This window comes from Agromyces sp. NPDC055520 (assembly GCF_053619715.1).
The window spans coordinates 41,633-60,331 of record NZ_JBSHJY010000019.1 but is presented as its reverse complement, the minus strand read 5'-3'; the positions used below and the strand labels follow the sequence as shown (position 1 = coordinate 60,331).

At 67.4% G+C, this 18,699-nt stretch carries 16 protein-coding genes; 8 read left to right on the top strand and 8 right to left on the bottom strand.

Going from position 1 to position 18,699, the window contains the following annotated elements; genetic code table 11:
* Positions 1–75 precede the first annotated feature (75 nt).
* The 3 genes from ACWGST_RS09935 to ACWGST_RS09925 all read left to right on the top strand — a co-directional run bounded on the left by ACWGST_RS09935 (position 76) and on the right by ACWGST_RS09925 (position 3,646).
* Positions 76–1,002, top strand: a complete 927-nt coding sequence (locus tag ACWGST_RS09935; protein ID WP_452046494.1) for an ABC transporter ATP-binding protein — start codon at positions 76–78, stop codon at positions 1,000–1,002.
* A 107-nt stretch (positions 1,003–1,109) separates the two neighbouring features.
* Complete coding sequence (locus ACWGST_RS09930; RefSeq protein ID WP_452046493.1) at positions 1,110–2,708, top strand: ABC transporter permease; 1,599 nt, start codon at positions 1,110–1,112, stop codon at positions 2,706–2,708.
* Positions 2,618–3,646 (top strand): universal stress protein, encoded by a 1,029-nt coding sequence (locus tag ACWGST_RS09925; protein WP_452046496.1) that lies wholly within the window; start codon positions 2,618–2,620, stop codon positions 3,644–3,646. Before ACWGST_RS09930 ends, ACWGST_RS09925 begins: the two co-directional genes overlap by 91 nt.
* Before the next feature lie 48 nt (positions 3,647–3,694).
* Here ACWGST_RS09925 and ACWGST_RS09920 read toward each other — a convergent pair whose 3' ends face one another.
* The 3 genes from ACWGST_RS09920 to ACWGST_RS09910 form a co-directional block, all read right to left on the bottom strand.
* On the bottom strand, positions 3,695–5,026 hold the full coding sequence (locus ACWGST_RS09920) for a phosphoribosyltransferase family protein (protein WP_452046492.1): 1,332 nt from the start codon (positions 5,024–5,026) through the stop codon (positions 3,695–3,697).
* A gap of 196 nt (positions 5,027–5,222) precedes the next feature.
* Positions 5,223–7,340, bottom strand: coding sequence for a multicopper oxidase family protein (locus ACWGST_RS09915; protein ID WP_452046491.1), 2,118 nt, complete (start codon positions 7,338–7,340; stop codon positions 5,223–5,225).
* A 240-nt stretch (positions 7,341–7,580) separates the two neighbouring features.
* Positions 7,581–7,949: a hypothetical protein gene (locus ACWGST_RS09910; protein WP_452046490.1), complete on the bottom strand. Its 369-nt coding sequence runs from the start codon at positions 7,947–7,949 to the stop codon at positions 7,581–7,583.
* Between the two features lie 125 nt (positions 7,950–8,074).
* Between ACWGST_RS09910 and ppsA the strand changes: the two genes are divergently transcribed.
* A complete protein-coding gene (ppsA, locus tag ACWGST_RS09905) occupies positions 8,075–10,495 on the top strand; it encodes a phosphoenolpyruvate synthase (protein ID WP_452046495.1) in 2,421 nt (806 codons plus the stop codon).
* A gap of 67 nt (positions 10,496–10,562) precedes the next feature.
* On the opposite strand, the gene ACWGST_RS09900 is transcribed toward ppsA, so the two are convergent.
* Both ACWGST_RS09900 and ACWGST_RS09895 read right to left on the bottom strand, forming a co-directional pair.
* Positions 10,563–11,216, bottom strand: a complete 654-nt coding sequence (locus ACWGST_RS09900; RefSeq protein WP_452046489.1) for a response regulator — start codon at positions 11,214–11,216, stop codon at positions 10,563–10,565.
* Positions 11,213–12,934, bottom strand: a complete 1,722-nt coding sequence (locus ACWGST_RS09895) for a sensor histidine kinase (RefSeq protein WP_452046488.1) — start codon at positions 12,932–12,934, stop codon at positions 11,213–11,215. The genes ACWGST_RS09900 and ACWGST_RS09895 overlap by 4 nt, the downstream gene beginning before the upstream one ends.
* Positions 12,935–13,086: 152 nt before the next feature.
* On the opposite strand from ACWGST_RS09895, the gene ACWGST_RS09890 reads away from it, so the two are divergent.
* Both ACWGST_RS09890 and ACWGST_RS09885 read left to right on the top strand, forming a co-directional pair.
* Positions 13,087–13,920 (top strand): universal stress protein, encoded by an 834-nt coding sequence (locus ACWGST_RS09890; protein WP_452046487.1) that lies wholly within the window; start codon positions 13,087–13,089, stop codon positions 13,918–13,920.
* Positions 13,911–14,669: a DUF4386 family protein gene (locus ACWGST_RS09885; protein ID WP_452046486.1), complete on the top strand. Its 759-nt coding sequence runs from the start codon at positions 13,911–13,913 to the stop codon at positions 14,667–14,669. Before ACWGST_RS09890 ends, ACWGST_RS09885 begins: the two co-directional genes overlap by 10 nt.
* A 78-nt stretch (positions 14,670–14,747) precedes the next feature.
* Here the strand turns inward: ACWGST_RS09885 and ACWGST_RS09880 are convergent, their stop codons facing one another.
* A complete protein-coding gene (locus ACWGST_RS09880) occupies positions 14,748–15,374 on the bottom strand; it encodes a hypothetical protein (protein WP_452046485.1) in 627 nt (208 codons plus the stop codon).
* Between the two features lie 337 nt (positions 15,375–15,711).
* Here ACWGST_RS09880 and ACWGST_RS09875 point away from each other — a divergent pair, with 337 nt between their 5' ends.
* Both ACWGST_RS09875 and ACWGST_RS09870 read left to right on the top strand, forming a co-directional pair.
* The gene (locus ACWGST_RS09875; RefSeq protein ID WP_452046484.1) at positions 15,712–16,722 is read left to right on the top strand and encodes a zinc-dependent alcohol dehydrogenase; all 1,011 of its coding nucleotides are present in this window, start codon (positions 15,712–15,714) and stop codon (positions 16,720–16,722) included.
* Positions 16,723–16,835: 113 nt separating this feature from the next.
* Positions 16,836–17,432 (top strand): hypothetical protein, encoded by a 597-nt coding sequence (locus ACWGST_RS09870; protein ID WP_452046483.1) that lies wholly within the window; start codon positions 16,836–16,838, stop codon positions 17,430–17,432.
* 5 nt (positions 17,433–17,437) lie between these two features.
* Here the strand turns inward: ACWGST_RS09870 and ACWGST_RS09865 are convergent, their stop codons facing one another.
* Together ACWGST_RS09865 and ACWGST_RS09860 are read right to left on the bottom strand one after the other, a co-directional pair.
* Positions 17,438–17,974, bottom strand: a complete 537-nt coding sequence (locus tag ACWGST_RS09865; protein WP_452046482.1) for a flavodoxin domain-containing protein — start codon at positions 17,972–17,974, stop codon at positions 17,438–17,440.
* Positions 17,975–18,073: 99 nt separating this feature from the next.
* Positions 18,074–18,469 (bottom strand): hypothetical protein, encoded by a 396-nt coding sequence (locus ACWGST_RS09860; protein ID WP_452046481.1) that lies wholly within the window; start codon positions 18,467–18,469, stop codon positions 18,074–18,076.
* Positions 18,470–18,699: the final 230 nt, after the last annotated feature.

Here is an 18,699-nt window from a genome sequence, read left to right as displayed (position 1 = left end):
GTGCCGGCGGGGACGAAGGTCCCGCCGGCACGCGTCGCTTCTGCGTATCGTCCATCGCGTGGAAAGGGGGGTCCTGTGCCCGCGATCGAGGTACACGAGCTGTCGAAGGCCTATGACGGCATCACGGTGGTCGACGGACTCTCGCTGCGGATCCCGTCTGGGGAGGTGTTCGCCCTGCTCGGCCCGAACGGCGCCGGGAAGACCACCACGGTCGAGATCCTCGAGGGACATCGCCGACCCGACAGCGGCACCGTCCTCGTGCTCGGCCACGACCCCCAGCGGCGCGAACGCGCGTTTCGGGAGCGGATCGGCGTGGTGCTGCAGGAAGCCGGATTCGATGACGAATCGACCGTCCGGGAGTCGGTGCGGTACTTCCACGCGCTGTTCGCCCGCCCGCTCGACGTGGACGAGGTCCTTGACATGGTCGGCCTCTCGCGCCGGCGGTCTGCGAAGGTGCGGACCCTCTCCGGCGGTCAACGCCGACGGCTGGACCTCGCGCTCGGGCTGGTCGGCAACCCCGACGTGCTGTTCCTGGACGAGCCGACCGTTGGATTCGACCCGGCCGCTCGACGCCAGGCATGGTCGCTGATCGAGCGCTTGAAGGCGCGTGGGACAACCGTCCTCCTCACAACCCACTACCTCGATGAGGCCGAGCGGCTCGCCGATCGGGTGGGGGTCCTCGTGGCCGGGCGGCTGGTGGCACTGGGCACGCCGTCGGAACTGGCGGCGGGGCGGGAGGGCGCGACGGTCTCGTTCCGGCTTCCTCCCGGGCTGGCCGTCGAGGACCTGCCCGATCTGGGCGTCGAACTCGACCCGGACGGAGCGGGTTGGCGGTTGGCTACGCGGCATCCTTCGACCATCGTGCATGAGCTCACCGGGTGGGCGATCGACGCCGGATTCGAGCTGCCCGCGCTCGATGTCAGCCGGCCGACACTCGAGGACGCCTACCTCGAATTGGTCGGAGAGCGGGCTGAGCTGGCCGACGCAGGGCCGTCATCGTGAGCATGCACGCCGGTGCGAGGCGCCGACGGGCTGTTGCCGACCCGTACTCGCCGCTCTCGGACCTGGCCATCCAGATCGCGCACGGGATTCGTGGGCTGCGGAGTTCCGTGATCGCCGTCATCTTCTCATTCGGCATGCCGATCGCGTGGCTCGTGCTCATCGGCTTCGTCGCCGGCAACGCCGTCGTCGATCCCACGACCGGGGTCCGCGTGATGCAGTACGCGGCCCCGTCGGCCATCGCGATGGGCGCCTTCTTCGCGACGATGCCCTCGATCGCGGTGGCGGTGGGGGAGGCCAAGGAGCGCCTCGTGCTGAAGCGGCTCAGGTCGACGCCGATGCCGGGTTGGGCATTCGTCGGGGGACAAGTCGGTGCCGCCGCGGTGCTCGGCACCGTGTCGGTGGCCACCACGACGCTCCTGGCGGTGACCGTCTACGGGGTACGGATCCCCGTGGCATCCGTCGTCCCCTTCGTCGTGACGGTCGCAGTGGCGCTGCTCGCCTTCTGCGCACTCGGGATGGCGACGGCGTCGCTGACGCGGAGCGCGCGGCTGGCCGAGGTGATCGCGATCGGCGCCGCTGTCGCGCTCTCATTCACCTCGGGTGTCTTCGTGATCGGCGACGGCCTGCCCGAATGGGTCGACGCCGTCGCGCGGTTCTTTCCGTTGGAGCCATTCGTCACGGCCCTGCAGGCTCAGTTCGACCTGACTCGCTCGGGTGCCCAGTGGGCGCTCCCGCAACTCGCGGTGATCGCCGCTTGGGGGGTCGCCGGCGCAATCACCGCATCGGTGACCTTCCGGTGGGTGCCGAGTACACGGCCGCTGACCGAGGCAAGTTCCAGGCTCTCGAACGGGAGGGTCCCACCCTCTGCCGCGTCTCGTGCCCGAATCGACGAGCCGTCGACGCGGCCCCGAGGCACCGCGAGCCTGCGGGCCGACGATGCACCGGAAGCCCGTTCTCGCACCGTGAATCGCTCGTTCGCCCACGCGACAGTGGCGCTGAGCGTGATCCTCCGGCGACCTGGTGACCTCTTCTTCTCCATTGCCGTGCCGGTCGGGCTGTTCCTGCTCCTGACGGCGATCGGTGCGGCGGAACGAGCCGACGGCATTCCGGTCGCCACGTTCACGACGGCGAGCATGGCGACGTGGGGCATCGCCGTCGTTGCGTACATGAACACCGCGGAGGGCGTTGCACGATCGCGCGAGCGGGGGGTGCTCAAGCGCGTCGCCGCTACACCGAGTGGTCTGGGGGAGTTGGCCGTCGGTCGAGGCGCCGCATCTTGCGTGCTCGCGCTGGTGGTCGCCGCGGTGCTCGTCTCGACGGCCGCGCTGACCACGGGTGTCGGGCCGACGGTGGCGGGTCTGATGGTCAGCGCGGTCGTGGTGGTGATCGGCGCCGGCTCGCTCGTCGCGTGCGGACACCTGCTGGTATCGGCAGTCCGGAGTACACGGGCGGTCGGCGCCGTCGCCCTGCTCTCGCTCTTCGTCCTGGCATTCTTCTCCGAGGTCTTCCTCGCCGATCCGCCGGAGTGGATGCGGACGATCGGGGCTGTGTTCCCGCTGGCACATCTGCAGCATGGGCTCGCGACGAGCTGGCTCCCGCAGGACCCGTCGGTTCCATGGATCGACCTGATCGTGCTCGTTGCATGGACACTCACTGCGGCCGCCGCCGCGGTCGCCCTCAGCCGGCGGTCGGGTGCGGCACGATGATGAACCGTGCCGCTCCGTTCGTGAGCAGCCCGCACGGAGGTGATGGACTCCATGTGACCTTGGACCCATCGCACGGTCGGCGCGGGCGGGATCCTGAATGCATGTTCACCAAGGTCATTGCGGGTTGGGACGGGACGCCCGAATCACAGGCGGCAGCGGAGTGGGCCGCAGACCAGTGCAAGGAGGTCCCGCTCACGCTCGTTCATGCGATCGGGGGGAAGCCGACCGGCAGCGAGTACCTGCAGGCTACGGGTGAACGATCGGCGGAGCGGATCAAGCTGATGGACGTCGCCGATCACCTTCGCGCGACGCGTCCGGACCTCCGTGTGGAGACGGAGGTCGTGCACGGTTCGGCGATCGACGTGCTCGGGGAACGTCTCGCCCCCGATGCGCTCATCGTCGTCGGCGGTCCGAACCACCGCCGAACGACCAGATGGACCCTCGGATCACGCTTGGCCGGCCGCCGCGGAGGGGGACTCGTGGCGGTCATCCCGGAGATCCCGGCGACCGAACGGCGGGACGCCGTGGTCGCCGGGGTCGACGGCTCGCATGCGTCGATGGCCGCCGTCGAGATCGCTGCGGCTGAGGCAGACCGCCTCGGCGCACCATTGGAGATCGTCCACGTGTGGCAGGTACCCGCTGAATGGGACACCGCGCTGAGGGAGTACGGGTCCGACGTCGACACGCTCGAGGAGATCCACCGGGAGCTCCTCGACGAGGCTGTCGGGTACGCATGGGAGCTGGGAGCGAAGCCGACCGGCCGCCTCGAGACCGGCGCCCCCGTCGATGTACTCCGGAGGATCGCCACGACGGCGGCACTGCTCGTCGTCGCGAGCCACGGATCCGGAGGTTTCGCACGGTTCCTCCTCGGATCGGTCAGCCACGACCTGCTGGTGGAGCCGCCGGCGCCCATGCTGATCGTCGCGCCGAAGGTCTGACCCGCTTCTGGTTCGCAGCGGACGTCGCTGCGCAGGTATTGCCGCCATTCACGGCGCGCCTCCGATTGGCGGGTCGGCGTCGGCAGGAACGAAGTGGTCGAGAAACCATCTCCGGGCGACGATGGCCACTTCTGCGAGGGCGCCTGACTCCTCGAACAGGTGCGTTGCTCCCGGGATGACGATGAGCCGGCTCGGTCCGCCCAGCTGAGCCTGAGCATGACGGTTGAGTTCGAGGACAGTGGAGTCAGCACCGCCGACGATGAGCATCACCGGCGCCGCAACTCGCCGGAGGCGGTCGCCGGCCAGGTCGGGTCGCCCACCCCGCGAGACCACCGCAACGATTCCGCTCCGAGGATCCGCAGCCGCCCAGAGGGCGGCGCCGGCACCGGTGCTCGCCCCGAAGTATCCGATCGGCAGCCCAGCAGCGACCGACTCCCCACGGAGCCATTCCACCGCAGCCACGAGTCGTGTGCCGAGCAGTGGGATGTCGAAGACGTTGGAGCGATCGGACTCCTCAGCGGGCGAGAGCAGGTCGAGGAGGAGCGTCCCCAACCCGGCCCGGTTGAGTGCGTCGGCGACCACACGGTTGCGCGGACTTCGTCGACTGCTTCCGCTTCCGTGAGCGAACACCACGAAGCCGGTCGGATCGGACGGCCAGCCGAGGGTTGCCCGTGGGCTCACGTCGTCGGTGGTCACCGTCACCTCTGTCGACGTGATCGTCGCCATCGGTCGCCAGGACTCGCCCCGTTTTCGGCGTCGGGCGTCGTCCAACAGGAGAACGACCTCCTCGTCGCTCGTCGGTTCGAACTCGGCGTACGCCTGCCCCACCGCGTGAAATCGATCCGGCACCTCCGCACAGATGACCTCATCGGCCGATGGCACACGGCGTGCGGCATCCCTCGGTCCCACCGGGGCAGCGACGACGACTCGTCGGGCGCGGCGGGAGCGAGCCGCTCGACACGCAGCCTCGGCGGTGGCCCCGGTCGCGAGTCCGTCGTCCACGACGATCGCGGTGCGACCCTCGAGGGACTCCGGCGCACTGCCGCGACGTAGGAGATCCACACGCCGGTCGAGCGTGTTGCGCTCGCGACGCTCGATTTCCGTGAGCTGGGCCGAGGATACGCCGGCCTGGGTGATCAGTTGGGAATGCAGCACCTCGGTGTCACCTTCGGCGACGGCGCCCATGGCAACCTCGGGCTGGAACGGCAGCCCGAGCTTTCGGACCACGATCACATCGAGCGGAGCGTCAAGGCCCTCCGCGATGACGGCGGCCACCGGCACACCCCCACGCGGGAGACCGAGGACCACGGCGTCTTCGTTGCGGTATTCGTGCAGGTGGCTCAGCAGTTGGATGCCGCCGGCGATTCGATCACGGAACACGGCAACAGTCTCGGCTCCTGCCGGCTCGCTCGACGGGTCATTGGTCCCGCGCGCCTGCAACCGTACTGTCTGATCGAAGCATGGACAAGAGATGGATGCCGCCTACCGGAGCGGCTGCGGAGACTGGGTCCCGCGCCCGATCAGACGCGAGGCGTGAGCGGGGCGCGACGGGGTCGCGATGCTCATGCGGCCGGACTCAGCCCTGGACCCCCGGCTGCCCGGACTGTTCGGGCCCGATGCGGTAGGGCCGCATCATCTCGTTGTCCTCGTGCTCGACGATGTGGCAGTGCCAGACGAACTGGCCCGGACGCACGAACTCGAGCCGCACACGCGTGACCTCGCCCGGGTAGGAGATCACCGAGTCCTTCACCCCGGTCTCCCAGGGCTCCGGCGGTGTGGTGACGCCGTTGGGTTGGATCGGCACGGCGACCTCGCCCTCCTCGTCGAGGACGAGTCCTTCGCGCCCGACCACCTCGAAAGCCGCCTCGTGGATGTGGATCGGATGCGCGTCGCCGGTGGTGTTCACGAACTCCCACACCTCGGTGTCGCCGACCTGCGGGTTTTCGGTGACCTCATCGTCCCAGTCGAGTGGGACCGGCACGCCGTCGTCGACGATGCCGAGCACCGCCTCGGTCGGGCCCTCGACGGGCTGACCATCTGCGTCGAATCCGATCGCGGCCCTCTCGATGAGGGCGAGCGGCCGGGTGGACGTCTCGGCCGCCAGCGGCGTCCGCGCCGGGAGGACGAGGGATCGCGGCGGGGTGGTCGGGTCCGGCGCGACAGCCGGGACGACCCGGAACTGCATGATCTGTCCCGTCGAGGCGGCATCCGAGGGCTCGAAGTCCACGCCGGGGACCCCACCCCCGAACGGCTCGTCCGGGCCGACGTTGCCGAGAACGTACGACCCGATCGGGACACCGGTGAAGTCGACGATGAGATCAGCGCGTTCCGAGAGCCCCATGAGCAGCCGGCCGCCGTGGTCGGTGGTCAGGTTCACCGGCGCGGCGAGGTACCCGCCCTCGTTGCCGATCTGCCAGACTTCGGCGCCGGGGATCGCCGAGAAGTCGAGGATCAGGAACCTCGACTGGCATCCGTTCAGGAACCGCAGCCGGTAACGGCGTTGCTCGACGACCTGGAATGGCCAGGTGTTCCCGTTGGCCATGATCATGTTCCCGAAGAACTCCGGGTTCCAGATCGGCGAGAACTCGCCCACGGGGAAGTAGTCGCGGACGATGCCGTCGAAGAGCGCCCTGGTGTCGGGATAGAAGAGCGAGCCGTCGGCGTTGAACGAGCGGTCCTGCACGGCGATGGGGATCTCGTAATACGTCTTGTTCGGCGGGAACTTGTCGTTCTCCTTCGGGGCGGGGCCGGGGAGCACGGCCGTCGTGCCCGAACGGCTGTCGAGCACCGCATCCGCACCCTCTGGACCGCCGCGCACGAGGAAGAACCCCGCCGGGCCCGCGTACACGTTGAGCCGGGTCATCCCCAGCGTGTGGTCGTGGTACCAGAGGGTCGACTCGCGCTGATCGTTCGGGTACTGGAAGACGGCGTAGCCGGACCCCCAGTCCGTGCCGTTCCGAGTGCTCGCTTTGCCGGCGAAGAACTCGTACCAGGTGCCCTCCGTGGCGAAGCCGGCGGGGATGTCGTCAGCGGCGGGCAGGTACCAGGCCTCGGCGTATCCGTCGCTCTCGTCGCCGACGCCCGCCGCACCGTGCAGGTGCGTGACGATCGGCACAGGGCCGTCGTAGGCACCCGGCGTCGTGTCGAACGTCGGTCGGGAGTCGCGCCCTACGGTGCCGCCGGGCGGGTTCGCCCAATGCAACGTCGGGTCGACCGGCAGCAGGTGCGGCAGGAAGTTCCCGTCCCCGTCGACGAGCTCGTTGATCCACTTCACCCGGACCGGCTGGTTCCACTTCGACTCGATCGTGAGCGACGGCGCGTTGTGCAGCAGCAACCCGTTCTTCTTCGCAGATGCCACGGCACCGTATCCCCACACGGTGGTGGCCGGCAGGCTTGCGGGCAGGATCTGCTGCGCGAACTGCCGCACCGAGATCTCGTAGTAGTCGATCTTCTTCCCGGCCTGTGCGGCGATCGTACCGGCCCGCGGCATGACCGGCGGGATGAGCAGCGGCGTCTTGAACTTCGGCACGTCGGCCGGCTCGAGTGTGCCGCCGGGGATCTGCGCCACGGCGACCCTGGTGCCGCCCGGCAGGACGGCATAGAGTACGAATCCCGCGCCGACGGCCCCGGCGGTCGTGATGAACGCGCGGCGGCTCAGCGGCCTGCCCGCGCCAGTGCGACGATCTTCTTCCATCGATCTCACCCCACGCCCATTCCAGGCGTCCTGCGAGTCGGATGCGCCGCTCGGCCGCCTCAAAGATAAGAGATCCTCAGTTTGGCTTGAATGCGGCGTGGCCACAAGCACGCTTTTGCGTGGCTCTGCATACGGATGCCGCGAGCCCGCGGCATCCACTCGGGACTTCGGACCCGAGCCGACGAGCGGTACCTGGTGGCACTGATCCTGTACAGAGGAAGTCCGCGGACGTCACGCCACCTACACGTTCTGTTCGATGTCGTCGAACCATACTGCGACCTCGTTGTCGCGATGTGCCTCGTCGAGTTGTTGCGCCGCGAGCCGCGCGAGTTGCCCCGCTATGCGGAGTGCGACGTCAGCGGCGAGCCACGAAGGGTTGTCGGGAATGCGATCATCGGCGACTTCTGCTCGCAGATCGGCCATCGCAGACCGTTCGTGCGCCACGGCAAGTCGATCGTAGATGTCGGCGAGCGCACGCTGTGTGGACGCCAGCGCCTCGAGCAGCGGCGACGCCTCATTTGAACTGGGCAAATCCGTCAGGGCCTTCATGAGTGCGTCGGCCTGCGACATGAAATCGTCCACCGGCTGCTGCGTCGTCTCCCGCATCATCAGTCTGATTCCCATCCGTCAGGGCTCTCCACCCGTGGCTCGCCGCGAGCATACGTCGCATTCGAGGAGAGAAGCAGGGTCGAAGGTCCCGAGCGGTGTCCCGCGCGCTGACTACCGTAACCGGCATGAACACCGATGACGTGGTCTGGTTCGACGAGGTGGGTATCGCCGATGTCGCGCAAGTGGGCGGAAAGAACGCCTCGCTCGGCGAGATGATCCGGTCCCTTTCGGCGGTGGGCGTCCGTGTGCCCGACGGTTTTGCGACGACGGCCGACGCGTACCGAGCCTTCATCGCCCACAATGGGCTCGAGGCCCGGATCAGCAATGCGCTCGGCGAGTATCGCAGCGGTGGGGTGACCCTGGCGTTCGCCGGCGAGGCGATCCGTGAGGCGTTCCTGTCGAGCGAGTTTCCCTCGAGCTTCGCCGGGGCCGTCGGCGCCGCCTACCGGGAGCTCACCCGACGTGCCGGCAGCGATCGACTCAGCGTCGCAATACGCAGTAGCGCAACCGCCGAGGACCTGCCTGACGCGAGCTTCGCCGGGCAGCAGGAGACGTTCCTCAACGTCGTCGGGGAACGCGACCTGATGGACGCGTGTCGCCGCTGTTACGCGTCGCTCTTCACCGATCGAGCGATCGCCTATCGGCAGCTCAAGGGCTTCGACGATCTCGAAATCGCCCTCTCGATCGGCGTGCAGCGCATGGTGCGAAGCGACCGTGGGGCCTCGGGAGTGATGTTCTCAATCGACACGGAGAGCGGATTCCCTCGTGTCGCGGTGATCAGCGCGGCGTGGGGACTCGGCGAACTCGTCGTGCAGGGCATCGTGGACCCCGACAAGTACATGGTCTTCAAGCCGTTGCTCGACGATCCGCAGCTCGTGCCGATCATAGAGAAGTCGGTTGGTGCCAAGCAGCGCAAGATGGTGTACGGCCGAGGTGCCAGCGCTCGGACGCGGACGATCGACACCACGGAACGTGAGCGTCGAGCCGTCGTCCTCTCCGACGACGACATCGTTCAGCTTGCGCGTTGGGCGACGGCCGTCGAGGAGCACTACGGCCGGCCCATGGACATGGAGTGGGCGAAAGATGGCGTGACGCACGAGTTGTTCCTCGTGCAGGCCCGCCCGGAGACAGTGCAGGCCACGAAGTCCGTCACGGTGTTCGTCGTCAACCGCCTCACGGGCGAGGGCCCGCTGCTCGCGAGCGGCGCCGCGATCGGTGACGGGATCGCGGCCGGGGAGGTCTGCATCATCCGCGATGCGAGTGAGATCGATCGCTTCCGCGACGGAGCGATTCTCGTCACCGAGATGACCGATCCCGACTGGGTTCCGATCATGTCCCGTGCCGCTGGGATCGTCACCGACCATGGCGGTTCGACAAGTCATGCGGCGATCGTGAGCCGCGAGCTCGGCATCCCGGCCGTGGTCGGCACCGGCGACGGAACAGCCGTGCTGGTCGACCGCACACCGGTGACATTGAGTTGCGCCGAGGGTGAGGAAGGTCACGTGTATCGCGGTCTTCTGCCGTTCGAGCGGAACGAGGTCGACGTGAGCGAGATCCCCGCCACGCGCACGCGGCTCATGGTCAACATCGCGAGTCCTGCCGCCGCCCTCCAATGGTGGCGCTTGCCGGCCGCGGGTGTCGGGCTCGCGCGTATGGAGTTCATCATCGGCAACTCGATCGCCGTGCATCCGATGGCTCTGATCCACCCCGACCGCGTGACGGACGCGGATGAGCGCCGGCGGATCGCCGAGCTCACCCAGGACTGGGATGACCCGACCGAGTTCTTCGTCGACACGCTGGCTCGCGGGATCGCGATGCTCGCGGCGCCCTACCATCCGAACTCCGTGATCGTGCGAATGAGCGACTTCAAGTCGAACGAGTACGCCCACCTCCTCGGTGGACGGGACTTCGAGCACCCGGAGGAGAACCCGATGATCGGGTTCCGAGGGGCGTCGCGCTACTACGACACGCGATACCGCGAGGGGTTCGAGCTCGAGTGCCGAGCGATCGCTCGTGTGCGAAATGAGCTCGGGTTCCGCAATGTCGTGGTCATGATCCCTTTCTGCCGCACCGTGGCGGAAGCCGATCAGGTTCTTGCCGTCATGGGCGAGAACGGCCTGAGGCGCGGCGCGGACGGGCTCAAGGTCTACATGATGTGCGAGATCCCATCGAACGTGATCCTGGCGGAGCAATTCGCGACTCGATTCGACGGCTTCTCGATCGGCTCGAACGACCTCACGCAGTTGACGCTTGGCGTGGACCGTGACTCGGGTGATCTCGCGGACCTGTTCGACGAACGAGACCCAGCCGTGGAGCGCATGGTTTCGATGGCGATCCGCGCAGCCCATTCCGCCGGAATACCGGTGGGAATCTGCGGTCAGGCGCCGAGCAACTATCCTGACTTCGCCGAGTTCCTCGTTCGTGAGGGCATCGATTCGATCTCGCTGAACCCTGACAGCTTCCTGCGTACCGCGGCACGCGTCGCCGAGGTCGAGCGGGCACTCGCGTCGCCGATTGCCCGCGTCTCCGCGGGTAGCGACCGGTGATGCCGGCCTCGCTGTCTTCAGTCTGGTGACGCCGGCCCGGCCATACCCTCGGCAGCCCTCGCGCGGCTCAGGGTGAAGTGCCGTCGTGCTGCCGAGCGCGCCGCTCGGACTGGTATGCAGCCGCCTGGGTGCGGCGCTCGAATCCGAGCTTGCTCAGCAGTCCCGACACATAGTTCTTCACGGTCTTCTCGGCGAGACCGAGTCGGTCACCGATCTGCCGATTCGTCAGGCCATCGGCTATGAGAGAGAGCACCTGGCGTTCGCGCAGTCCAAGGGATCCGAATCGGGGGTCGTCGTGGTCGGGGTTGGACGCCCTGGTCGCGACGCGCTGCGTGAGAGATGCGTTGTTGAGCCTGCGCCCGGATGCCACCGCACGGATGTCGTCGACGAGTGTCGAGCCTCTGATGTTCTTCAGCACATACCCCGACGCCCCCGCGAGCACCGCCGCGGTGGCCGCCTGTTCGTCGTCGTAGGCGGTGAGGATCAGACACCGCAGCTTGGGATGCCGCGATCGTAGTTCCCGGCAGAGTTCGATCCCGTCGCCGTCGGGCAAGCGCATGTCGAGGACTGCGACGTCCGGCCTCGTCGATTCGATGCGCCCCAACGCGTGCGCGACACTTCCCGCCTCGCCGACGACACCGAGGTCGGGTTCTCTCTGCAGCAGCTCTGCCACGCCGCGCCGCACGATTTCGTGATCATCGACGAGGAAGATGCGAATCATCGGGTACCGTCCGGCATGAGCACGGGGATCTGCCATTCGAGCGTGGTGCCCCGGTCCGACGTGTCGATCCGGAGTGTGCCGCCGCGCCGCTCAGCGCGGTCGAGCAGATTGGCGATACCGCTGCGCCGACCGTCGATCGGGATGCCCACGCCGTCGTCGGCTACCACGGCGTACACGGCTGCATCGTGCACGGATACGTCGACGCGTACGCTGGTCGCCGACGCGTGCTTGACGGTGTTCGTGAGCATCTCGCGCGTCGCGGCGATGAGGTCTTCGGATAGGCCTCCGGTCACGACGAGATCGACAGGCCCGCTGAAGTTCACGGCGACGGGCTGAGGCAAGCCATTGGACATCTCGTCCGCGAGTTGGAGGATCCGGTGTCGGGCCGAGGCGCTTGAGTCCTCGCGGGGAGTCAACGAGAAGATGATGGTGCGAATGTGGGCGATGCTCTCATCCAAGGTGGCGACGGCCGTTTCCAAGCGGTGGGTGGTGTCGGGTCGCTCGCTGAGCGCGGCCAGTGACTGAAGTTCCAGGCCCGTCGCGAAGAGTTCTTGGATGACATGGTCGTGCAAGTCGCGTGCAATTCTCGAGCGGTCTTCGAACAGGGCGACTCGTTGCTCGTCTTCGCGCGCTCGTGCGAGTTCCATCGCGACAGCGATGCGCTTCGAGAAGTCGTCGGCGATGTCGAGCTCGACCGCATCATATCGACGAGCGCCGGGCAATCTGGCGAATGCGAGCACTCCCCAAACCGACCCACCTCGGCGGATCGGCACGAACAGGGTGGGTCCGATCGCATCTCCTTCGACGATCGCGAGGGCCTCGGATGTCTCTCCGACCGCGCCCTCGCCGGAACACTCACGCGATTCCCCGCTCTCGGATACGAATCCCGCGTGCGACTCCGTCGACGGGATCACCGTTCCGGCCAGTCGATCGGCGTCGACACCTCGCGCTTCGATCACCTGGAGCGTGAGCGGGTCGGGGCCAGCGATGACGACGCAGACGCGGTCGGCCACGAGCTGCTCGATGAGCTCATCGGCCAAGATTCGCCCTGCGTCAGCGGTTGGGCTCGTGATCAATGCGCTGGCGATCTGAGCCGCGGCGGCCGCCCAGAGTTCGCGAGCACGCGTTTCGGCGAACAACCGCGCATTCTCGATCGCGAATCCGGCGGTCGCGGCCAGCGAGATCACCAGTTCCTCGTCCTCGGCAGAGAAGTCGCCTGAACGTCGGTTGGTCAGATAGAGATTGCCGAACACCTGGTCACGCACTCTGACGGGAACCCCGAGGAACGACTCCATGGGAGGGTGCCCGTCCGGGAAGCCGACCGATCGTGAATCGTCACTGATGTGTCGGAGGCGGATGGGTCGCGGATCCTCGATCAAGGCGCCGAGCATGCCGCGTCCTTCGGGCAGGTGCCCGATGTGCTTGGCAACCTCGGGTTCCACCCCGACGTAGATGAACTCCTCCAGCCCTCCGTGTGGACTGATCACCCCGAGGGCGCCGTACTCGGCGTCAGCGAGTGTCATCGCCGCCTCGACGATTCGTTTCAGCACGACCGGCAGCTCGATCGGCTCGACCACCGCCCGCGTTGCGGTGAGAAGCGATCGCAGTCTCTCCTGCGTCTGCATGACCTCCGCAGCGCGGTCGACCAGCTCTCTCAGCGTGCGGTCGAGTTCGGACCGCGGCTCATCGGGGAACGACAACGACGGCGAATTCGCCACGACACCTCCCGAGCAGGGATGGCGGCAGGCTACCACTCTCATCGGGACGCCACACGAAAGCTGCGGCGCCGTCGGCGGCGTGGGACCAAAGACCCGGGCGAGCCAGTAGCGATCGACGACGCTGGTGCGAGAGTCGGAATGGATGGTGGGCGATGACGTGGGCGGGGCCGTTGCTCGTAGGCATCGACGGCACGGTCGCCAGCCGTGCTGCAATTACTTGGGCGCTCGCACGAGCGAAGTCACTCGGCGTCGATGTCGCGTTGCTCATGGTCGTTGATGACGAATGGGGCACGATCGGTAGTCGCGCCTTGGACGAGTTGCGCGAGTCCGCCGAAGCGATCGCAGAACGCGAGTTCGAGTTCGCGCGAGAGGTCGCCGCGAGCACCCAGGTGCGAGTCGGGCTCGCGAGCGGGAACCCGATGCTCACGTTGTCCGACGAATCGAGCGAGTTCGCGATGGTCGTGATCGGCACGCACAAGACCGGGTACTTCCACGGCCGAGCATTCGGCTCACGAAGCCTGCAACTGGCCGGCCTCACCCCGGTGCCGATGGCGGTGATCCCTGTGGAGTCCGCGCGTGCCCGCACCGGCGTGGTGGTCGGCGTCGGCGAAGCGCCAGGCTGGGCTGACGTCGTGCGCTTCGCCGCAGCCGAGGCAGCACGACTGGGGGAGACGCTGGTGATGTTGCGGCGAGCACGCGACGAAGGACCCGATCAGCGGATCGTTGAGGCCGCGGGCGTAGCCGAACAGGTCGAGCCCCAGGTACGCGTCGAGGTACGGCGCGTCGAGTCTCTTCCCGGTGAAGCCCTCGCCGCGGCCTCACGGCGCTCGGTGGTGACGATCAGTGGCAGACCGACGCCGATCGAGAGCCGGTCGCTCCAGCCGCTCGGCCGGGCGAACCATGACCTGCTCCTGAATCTCTCGGGACCCGCGATCCTGGTTCCGCAGTACATCGATGCCTCGATCGAGAGGGAGGCGTGGAGTTGACCATTGAAACGACGACGAACGAATCGGTCGCCGCGGGATGGCGAGGTCTGGTCAGGTTGGGTGCCGCGGCAGCAGTGATCGTGGTCGTGATGATTCCCCTCCAGGCAGCGGTTTTCATCCTCACGCCACCACCGCGTACCGTCGAAGCCTTCTTCGCGTTGTTCCAGGACAACCCGCTGCTCGGGCTCCTCGACCTCGATCTCCTCCTGACGTTCGACTATCTCGTCATGATCCCCTTCTACCTGACGTTGTACGTGGTGATCCGCCGGACTTCTCCCGCGTGGGGGCTGCTGGCACTGGTCATCGGGCTCTTCAGCGTGGTGCTCTTCGTCGTCTCCCGGGAAGCCACCTTCTCGATGCTGATGCTGAGCGACCAGTATGCGGCAGCGACCTCCGTAACCGACGAAGCCGCAATACGGGCCTCGGGCACGACCCTGCTCACCCTCTATAACGGTGGCACGTTCGGCATCAGCTACATCCTCGGAGCGATCAGCACCCTCCTCTTCTCGGCCGCGATGCTCCGGCATCACATCTTCGGCAGGCTGCCCGGTCTCGTCGGCATCCTCACGGGTGCGACCATGCTGGTGCCTGCGAACGCCGGCGTGGTCGGGCTGACGATTGCCATGGTGTCCCTCCTTCCCACCATCGTCTGGCTGATTCTCCTCATCCCGCACCTGCTCCGGGTTGCTCGGGAAGCGCCCACCGGGGCGCTCCGCGGTCCTGCCACGGCCACCGAACCGGAGACGTGAGGCGGGTAGAGCCGGCGGCCCACGGGGGGCTGGGCCGTGCTGGGTCGGGATGCGCCGTCCTGCAACGCGCCCAGATGTTCAATCGAACAGCCTGCGTGCGGTGGTCGCAGTGAGTGCGGCCACGGTGAGCGCCATCAGCAACCCGGCAACGGCGTAGATCGCGATCAGCGTGCCGATCGAGGTCGATTCGTCGACGAAGGGTGACGGGGTGAAGGTCCAGAGGATGGCGACCGCCCAAGCACCCATGTTCACGGGGATCCAGCTGATCGTGTGCACGCGCCGACGGATCGTCAGCCATTGCGCGAGGGGGATGCTCGCCAGCAGCGCGACGGCTCCCGCGCTGAGCAGCAGAACGCCGAGGGCGGACGTGAGGGAGAACGGGAGCGTGCTCGGAAGCATGCCGATCGACCATGCGACCGCCGCGCCGAGTGTCGTGGCGCCGAGCCACCTCGAAATGTCAGGGCGACGTGCGCCCATGCCGATGAGTTGAGCGGCACCCAGCGTCGCTCCCTCGACAGCGCCTCCTGCCACGATGGTGAGATATCGCCAAGGATCTGGCAGCGGCAGTGCGCCGATCGCCACGACGACGGCGACTGCGAAGCCGGTCGCCTCTCCGACTGCGACGGCGACGATCCAACGGACGAGGGGAGTACGAGCGCTCCGCGGTGCGGGCGGCGGCGGCTTCGAAGGGATGGTGAGCGGCATTCCAGGGCGCTTCTTCCCTCATGCATCCGCTCGGCGTTCGAGGTGACGGCGCGCGAAGGTGCGATTACGCACCTCGGTCGGGGTGATTCGAACCCCGCGTTGCCGGCGTTCGTCCGGTGAGAGGGGGCGATTCATCGGTGACGCCTCGGCATATTCCACGCGAATCAGCCTCCGTGAACTGCGGCATCGGCGACGGGGCGAAGGTCCTGCGCGGCGAAGGTCCTGCGCGGCGTCCCGTCCTGGAGATGCGAAGGGACCAAGGACCCGATCGGTGCGAGTCGACCGAACAAGACTCGATCTCAAGTGACGTAGAACCCGTCCATTCGAGGAGGACAACATGCGTGCAGCGGTCGTGACCGCGTTCGACCAGCCGATCACCGTGATGGATCGGCCGGTGCCACGGCCAGGGCGGGGTCAGGTTCTCGTCCGGCTCGAGGCGTGCGGCCTCTGCCACACGGACATCCACGCCATGCGCGGCGACTGGCCCGTGAGGCCCGGCCTTCCGTTCGTACCGGGCCACGAGGGCGTCGGCATCATCGAGGAGGTCGGCGATGGCGTCACCTCACGGTCCGTCGGCGACCGTGTGGCGATGCCGTGGCTCGGCCGGGCATGCGGCGAATGCCGTTTCTGCATCGACGGACGCGAGAACCTGTGCGAGCGCCAAGTGAACACCGGATACTCGATCGATGGCGGCTACGCCGAGTACCTGGTCGCCGAGGCCCGGTTCGCGACGCCGGTTCCACCCGGTGTCTCGTCACTCGATGCCGCCCCACTGACCTGTGCAGGGGTGACCACCTATGCGGCGGTGAAGTCGGCGCGAGTGGTGCCGGGCGAGCGGGTCGCCGTCTTCGGCGTCGGCGGGCTCGGGCATCTCGCGGTGCAGTATGCGCGGCTGGTCGGTGCGATCGTCATCGCCGTCGACATCACCGAGGAGAAGCTGGATCTCGCGCGCGAGCTCGGTGCCGACCACGTCGTCAACGCAGCTGCGATGGACCCGGTCGAGGCTATCGCCGCCGCCGGCGGCGCGGACGTGGCGATCGTGCTCGCGGTCGCACCCCAGGTGTTCGGACAGGCCTTCGCGTCGCTCAACCGGGGCGGCAGGCTCGTGCTCGTCTCCCTGCCGGCCGGGGGCATGCTCACTGTGCCGGTCTTCGACACGGTGCTCAAGGGCATCTCGATCATCGGATCGATCGTGGGAACGCGTCAGGATCTCGCCGAGGTGTTCGCGTTGCACGCTGCCGGTCGTACGCGAGTGGTTGCACTGGCCCGCGATCTCGCCGACGTCAACGAGGCTGTCGAGGAGGTACTCGCGGGCGACGTACCCGCTCGCCTCGTCCTCACGTACTGAACTGGCATCGGCCACATGCGAGCAACCGCCCTGCGCTGCCATTCCGCCGATGTGCTGTCGCTATTGGACGAGTCATGAGGTGTCGCGGCGGCAACACGCCCCCGAAGCGATCGATGGGCGTCTCAGGCCGTGCACGGTCGGAGGCGGGCGGGATCGCGGCAGCGCTCGTCGCACTGCTCCTGCTCGTCGGCATCATCGGACTCGCCTTTGGAGTACCCGGCGTGCGGCCGTGGCTCGCCGTTCTCTTCGGTATCAACGGCGGGGTCGGCGGCGTTGAACTCGTTTCGCTGGGATTCGTGAACCCTGTCGACGTGGTGATGCTCGCGCTGGCGGGGTTGGCCTTCAGCGGCACCTGGCCCGGTCCTGCCCGGCCTCACAGGTTGTGGATGTGTCTTTCGATCCTTCTGCCGCTGGCAGGGATCGCAGTGCTGGCCGTCACGGGTGAGTGGGGCCGTTCCGGTCTGATGGGTGGCGGCGTCGTATTGTCGTTCCTCATGCTGGGGAGCCGACAGTGGCGCCCCGTCGGCGTTGTCGGGCTTGCCGCGAATCTCCTCCTTCTCACGGGCGACTTCGCGACGCTCGGGACCCGGATGCCACTGATCGCGGGCATAATCGCGGTCGGTTACGTACTCCTGCTCGCGTGGTTTCTCTGGATGGCCGTGAGACTTCTACGGACGGACGCTGGTCGACCGCGAACGTCCCGTCCGTGAGCCGGCTAGATGCGAGCCGTCGCGCCGAGGTCGTCGGCGATCGCATCGGCCCACGCGTCGATCGCGTCCCACTCCCGGAAGTCTCCCTCAGGCAGGATGTCGCGGATCGCCGGCATCCACGCGATGATCCGGTCACCGCCGCGAACCTTGTCGCGGTCGTACGCACCACGAAACACCTGGGTCCCGCGAGGGTGCAACCGGCCCGCGTAGTCGGAGTACTGCTTGGGCGCAGCGCCCTCGAGTACATCCTTTCCGTCATTGTCGAACTTCTCCGTGCCGACGGGGCCGCTTGAGAACAGCCACGTCGGATTCGCGGCGAGCACGGCCGCGTTGTGCTCGACGAACTTCCTGGCGTCCTTGCGCCAATTGAACTCGTACACGGCTGAGCCGATGACGTAGGCGTCGTACCCGGATGCCTCACGCATGTCCTTGCATTTGACGACATCGACGTCCAGTTCATGCCCACGCAGCCGTTCCCCGATTCGTCGTGCGATGCCCTCCGTCGCGCCGTACTTGCTCGCGTAGGCGACGAGTACCTTCATGATGAACCTCCTCCACCTGTGTTCTCCGGTAGCAACAGCGCGAAGCTACGCCGGCGAAGCGCCGTGACGAGTGACGAAGGTCCTGCCGATAGGGCGGAGTCATGCGCGAATGAGGATGGCTGCACCGGTCACTGTCACGGCCGCGCTCAGCGCGGTCATGCAGATTCTTCCGATCACCCGCGAAGGGAATGCGGCGGCGGCCTGGCCTGCGAGACCGATGCCCAACGTGACGCCGACGAGCACCGCGCTGTAGAGCAGGACGCCGAGCGGGTTCACGCCGGTGCACTCAGCAGAATCCGGCGTGCAGCTCCGAAACGGTCCACCCTGCCCCGTGGAGTCGTAGTCGTAGAGGCTCGTCGTGAGCAGGAACATCGTCATGAAGGTGATCGGCAGGGCGAGGCAGCTCAGTACGATCGTCAGCAACGGTCCGAGCACTCGGCGACCCCTCGTTCGCACTCCCGCTCGCCGGTCATCGGTGTCGGGCTGCTGCTCCATGTGGTCTCGTCTCTCGTCGGTTGCGGTCGGGACACCGGAAACCTACGGGCCACTCGTCGTGGGCGTCGATACGACCTTCGTGCCATCCCTTGCGCGCGTCACGATGGGCGCGTCAACGAATCATGTGATTTCGACCCCCTGGTCGAATCGGCGAGGGGGCCGATGGCGTCGCGTGGGTGCCGGTCGTGGTGTTTCCCTTCTGTGGCCCCGTGGCTCTGGTGACAGCATCG

Coding starts and splice junctions, on each gene's coding strand:
- ACWGST_RS09870 (WP_452046483.1), top strand. CDS start 16,836: ATGGGCGTCTCAGGCCGTGCACGGTCGGAGGCGGGCGGGATCGCGGCA.
- ACWGST_RS09875 (WP_452046484.1), top strand. CDS start 15,712: ATGCGTGCAGCGGTCGTGACCGCGTTCGACCAGCCGATCACCGTGATG.
- ACWGST_RS09865 (WP_452046482.1), bottom strand. CDS start 17,974: ATGAAGGTACTCGTCGCCTACGCGAGCAAGTACGGCGCGACGGAGGGC.
- ACWGST_RS09910 (WP_452046490.1), bottom strand. CDS start 7,949: ATGATGCGGGAGACGACGCAGCAGCCGGTGGACGATTTCATGTCGCAG.
- ACWGST_RS09915 (WP_452046491.1), bottom strand. CDS start 7,340: ATGGAAGAAGATCGTCGCACTGGCGCGGGCAGGCCGCTGAGCCGCCGC.
- ACWGST_RS09860 (WP_452046481.1), bottom strand. CDS start 18,469: ATGGAGCAGCAGCCCGACACCGATGACCGGCGAGCGGGAGTGCGAACG.
- ACWGST_RS09900 (WP_452046489.1), bottom strand. CDS start 11,216: ATGATTCGCATCTTCCTCGTCGATGATCACGAAATCGTGCGGCGCGGC.
- ppsA (WP_452046495.1), top strand. CDS start 8,075: ATGAACACCGATGACGTGGTCTGGTTCGACGAGGTGGGTATCGCCGAT.
- ACWGST_RS09880 (WP_452046485.1), bottom strand. CDS start 15,374: ATGCCGCTCACCATCCCTTCGAAGCCGCCGCCGCCCGCACCGCGGAGC.
- ACWGST_RS09925 (WP_452046496.1), top strand. CDS start 2,618: ATGGATCGACCTGATCGTGCTCGTTGCATGGACACTCACTGCGGCCGC.
- ACWGST_RS09890 (WP_452046487.1), top strand. CDS start 13,087: ATGACGTGGGCGGGGCCGTTGCTCGTAGGCATCGACGGCACGGTCGCC.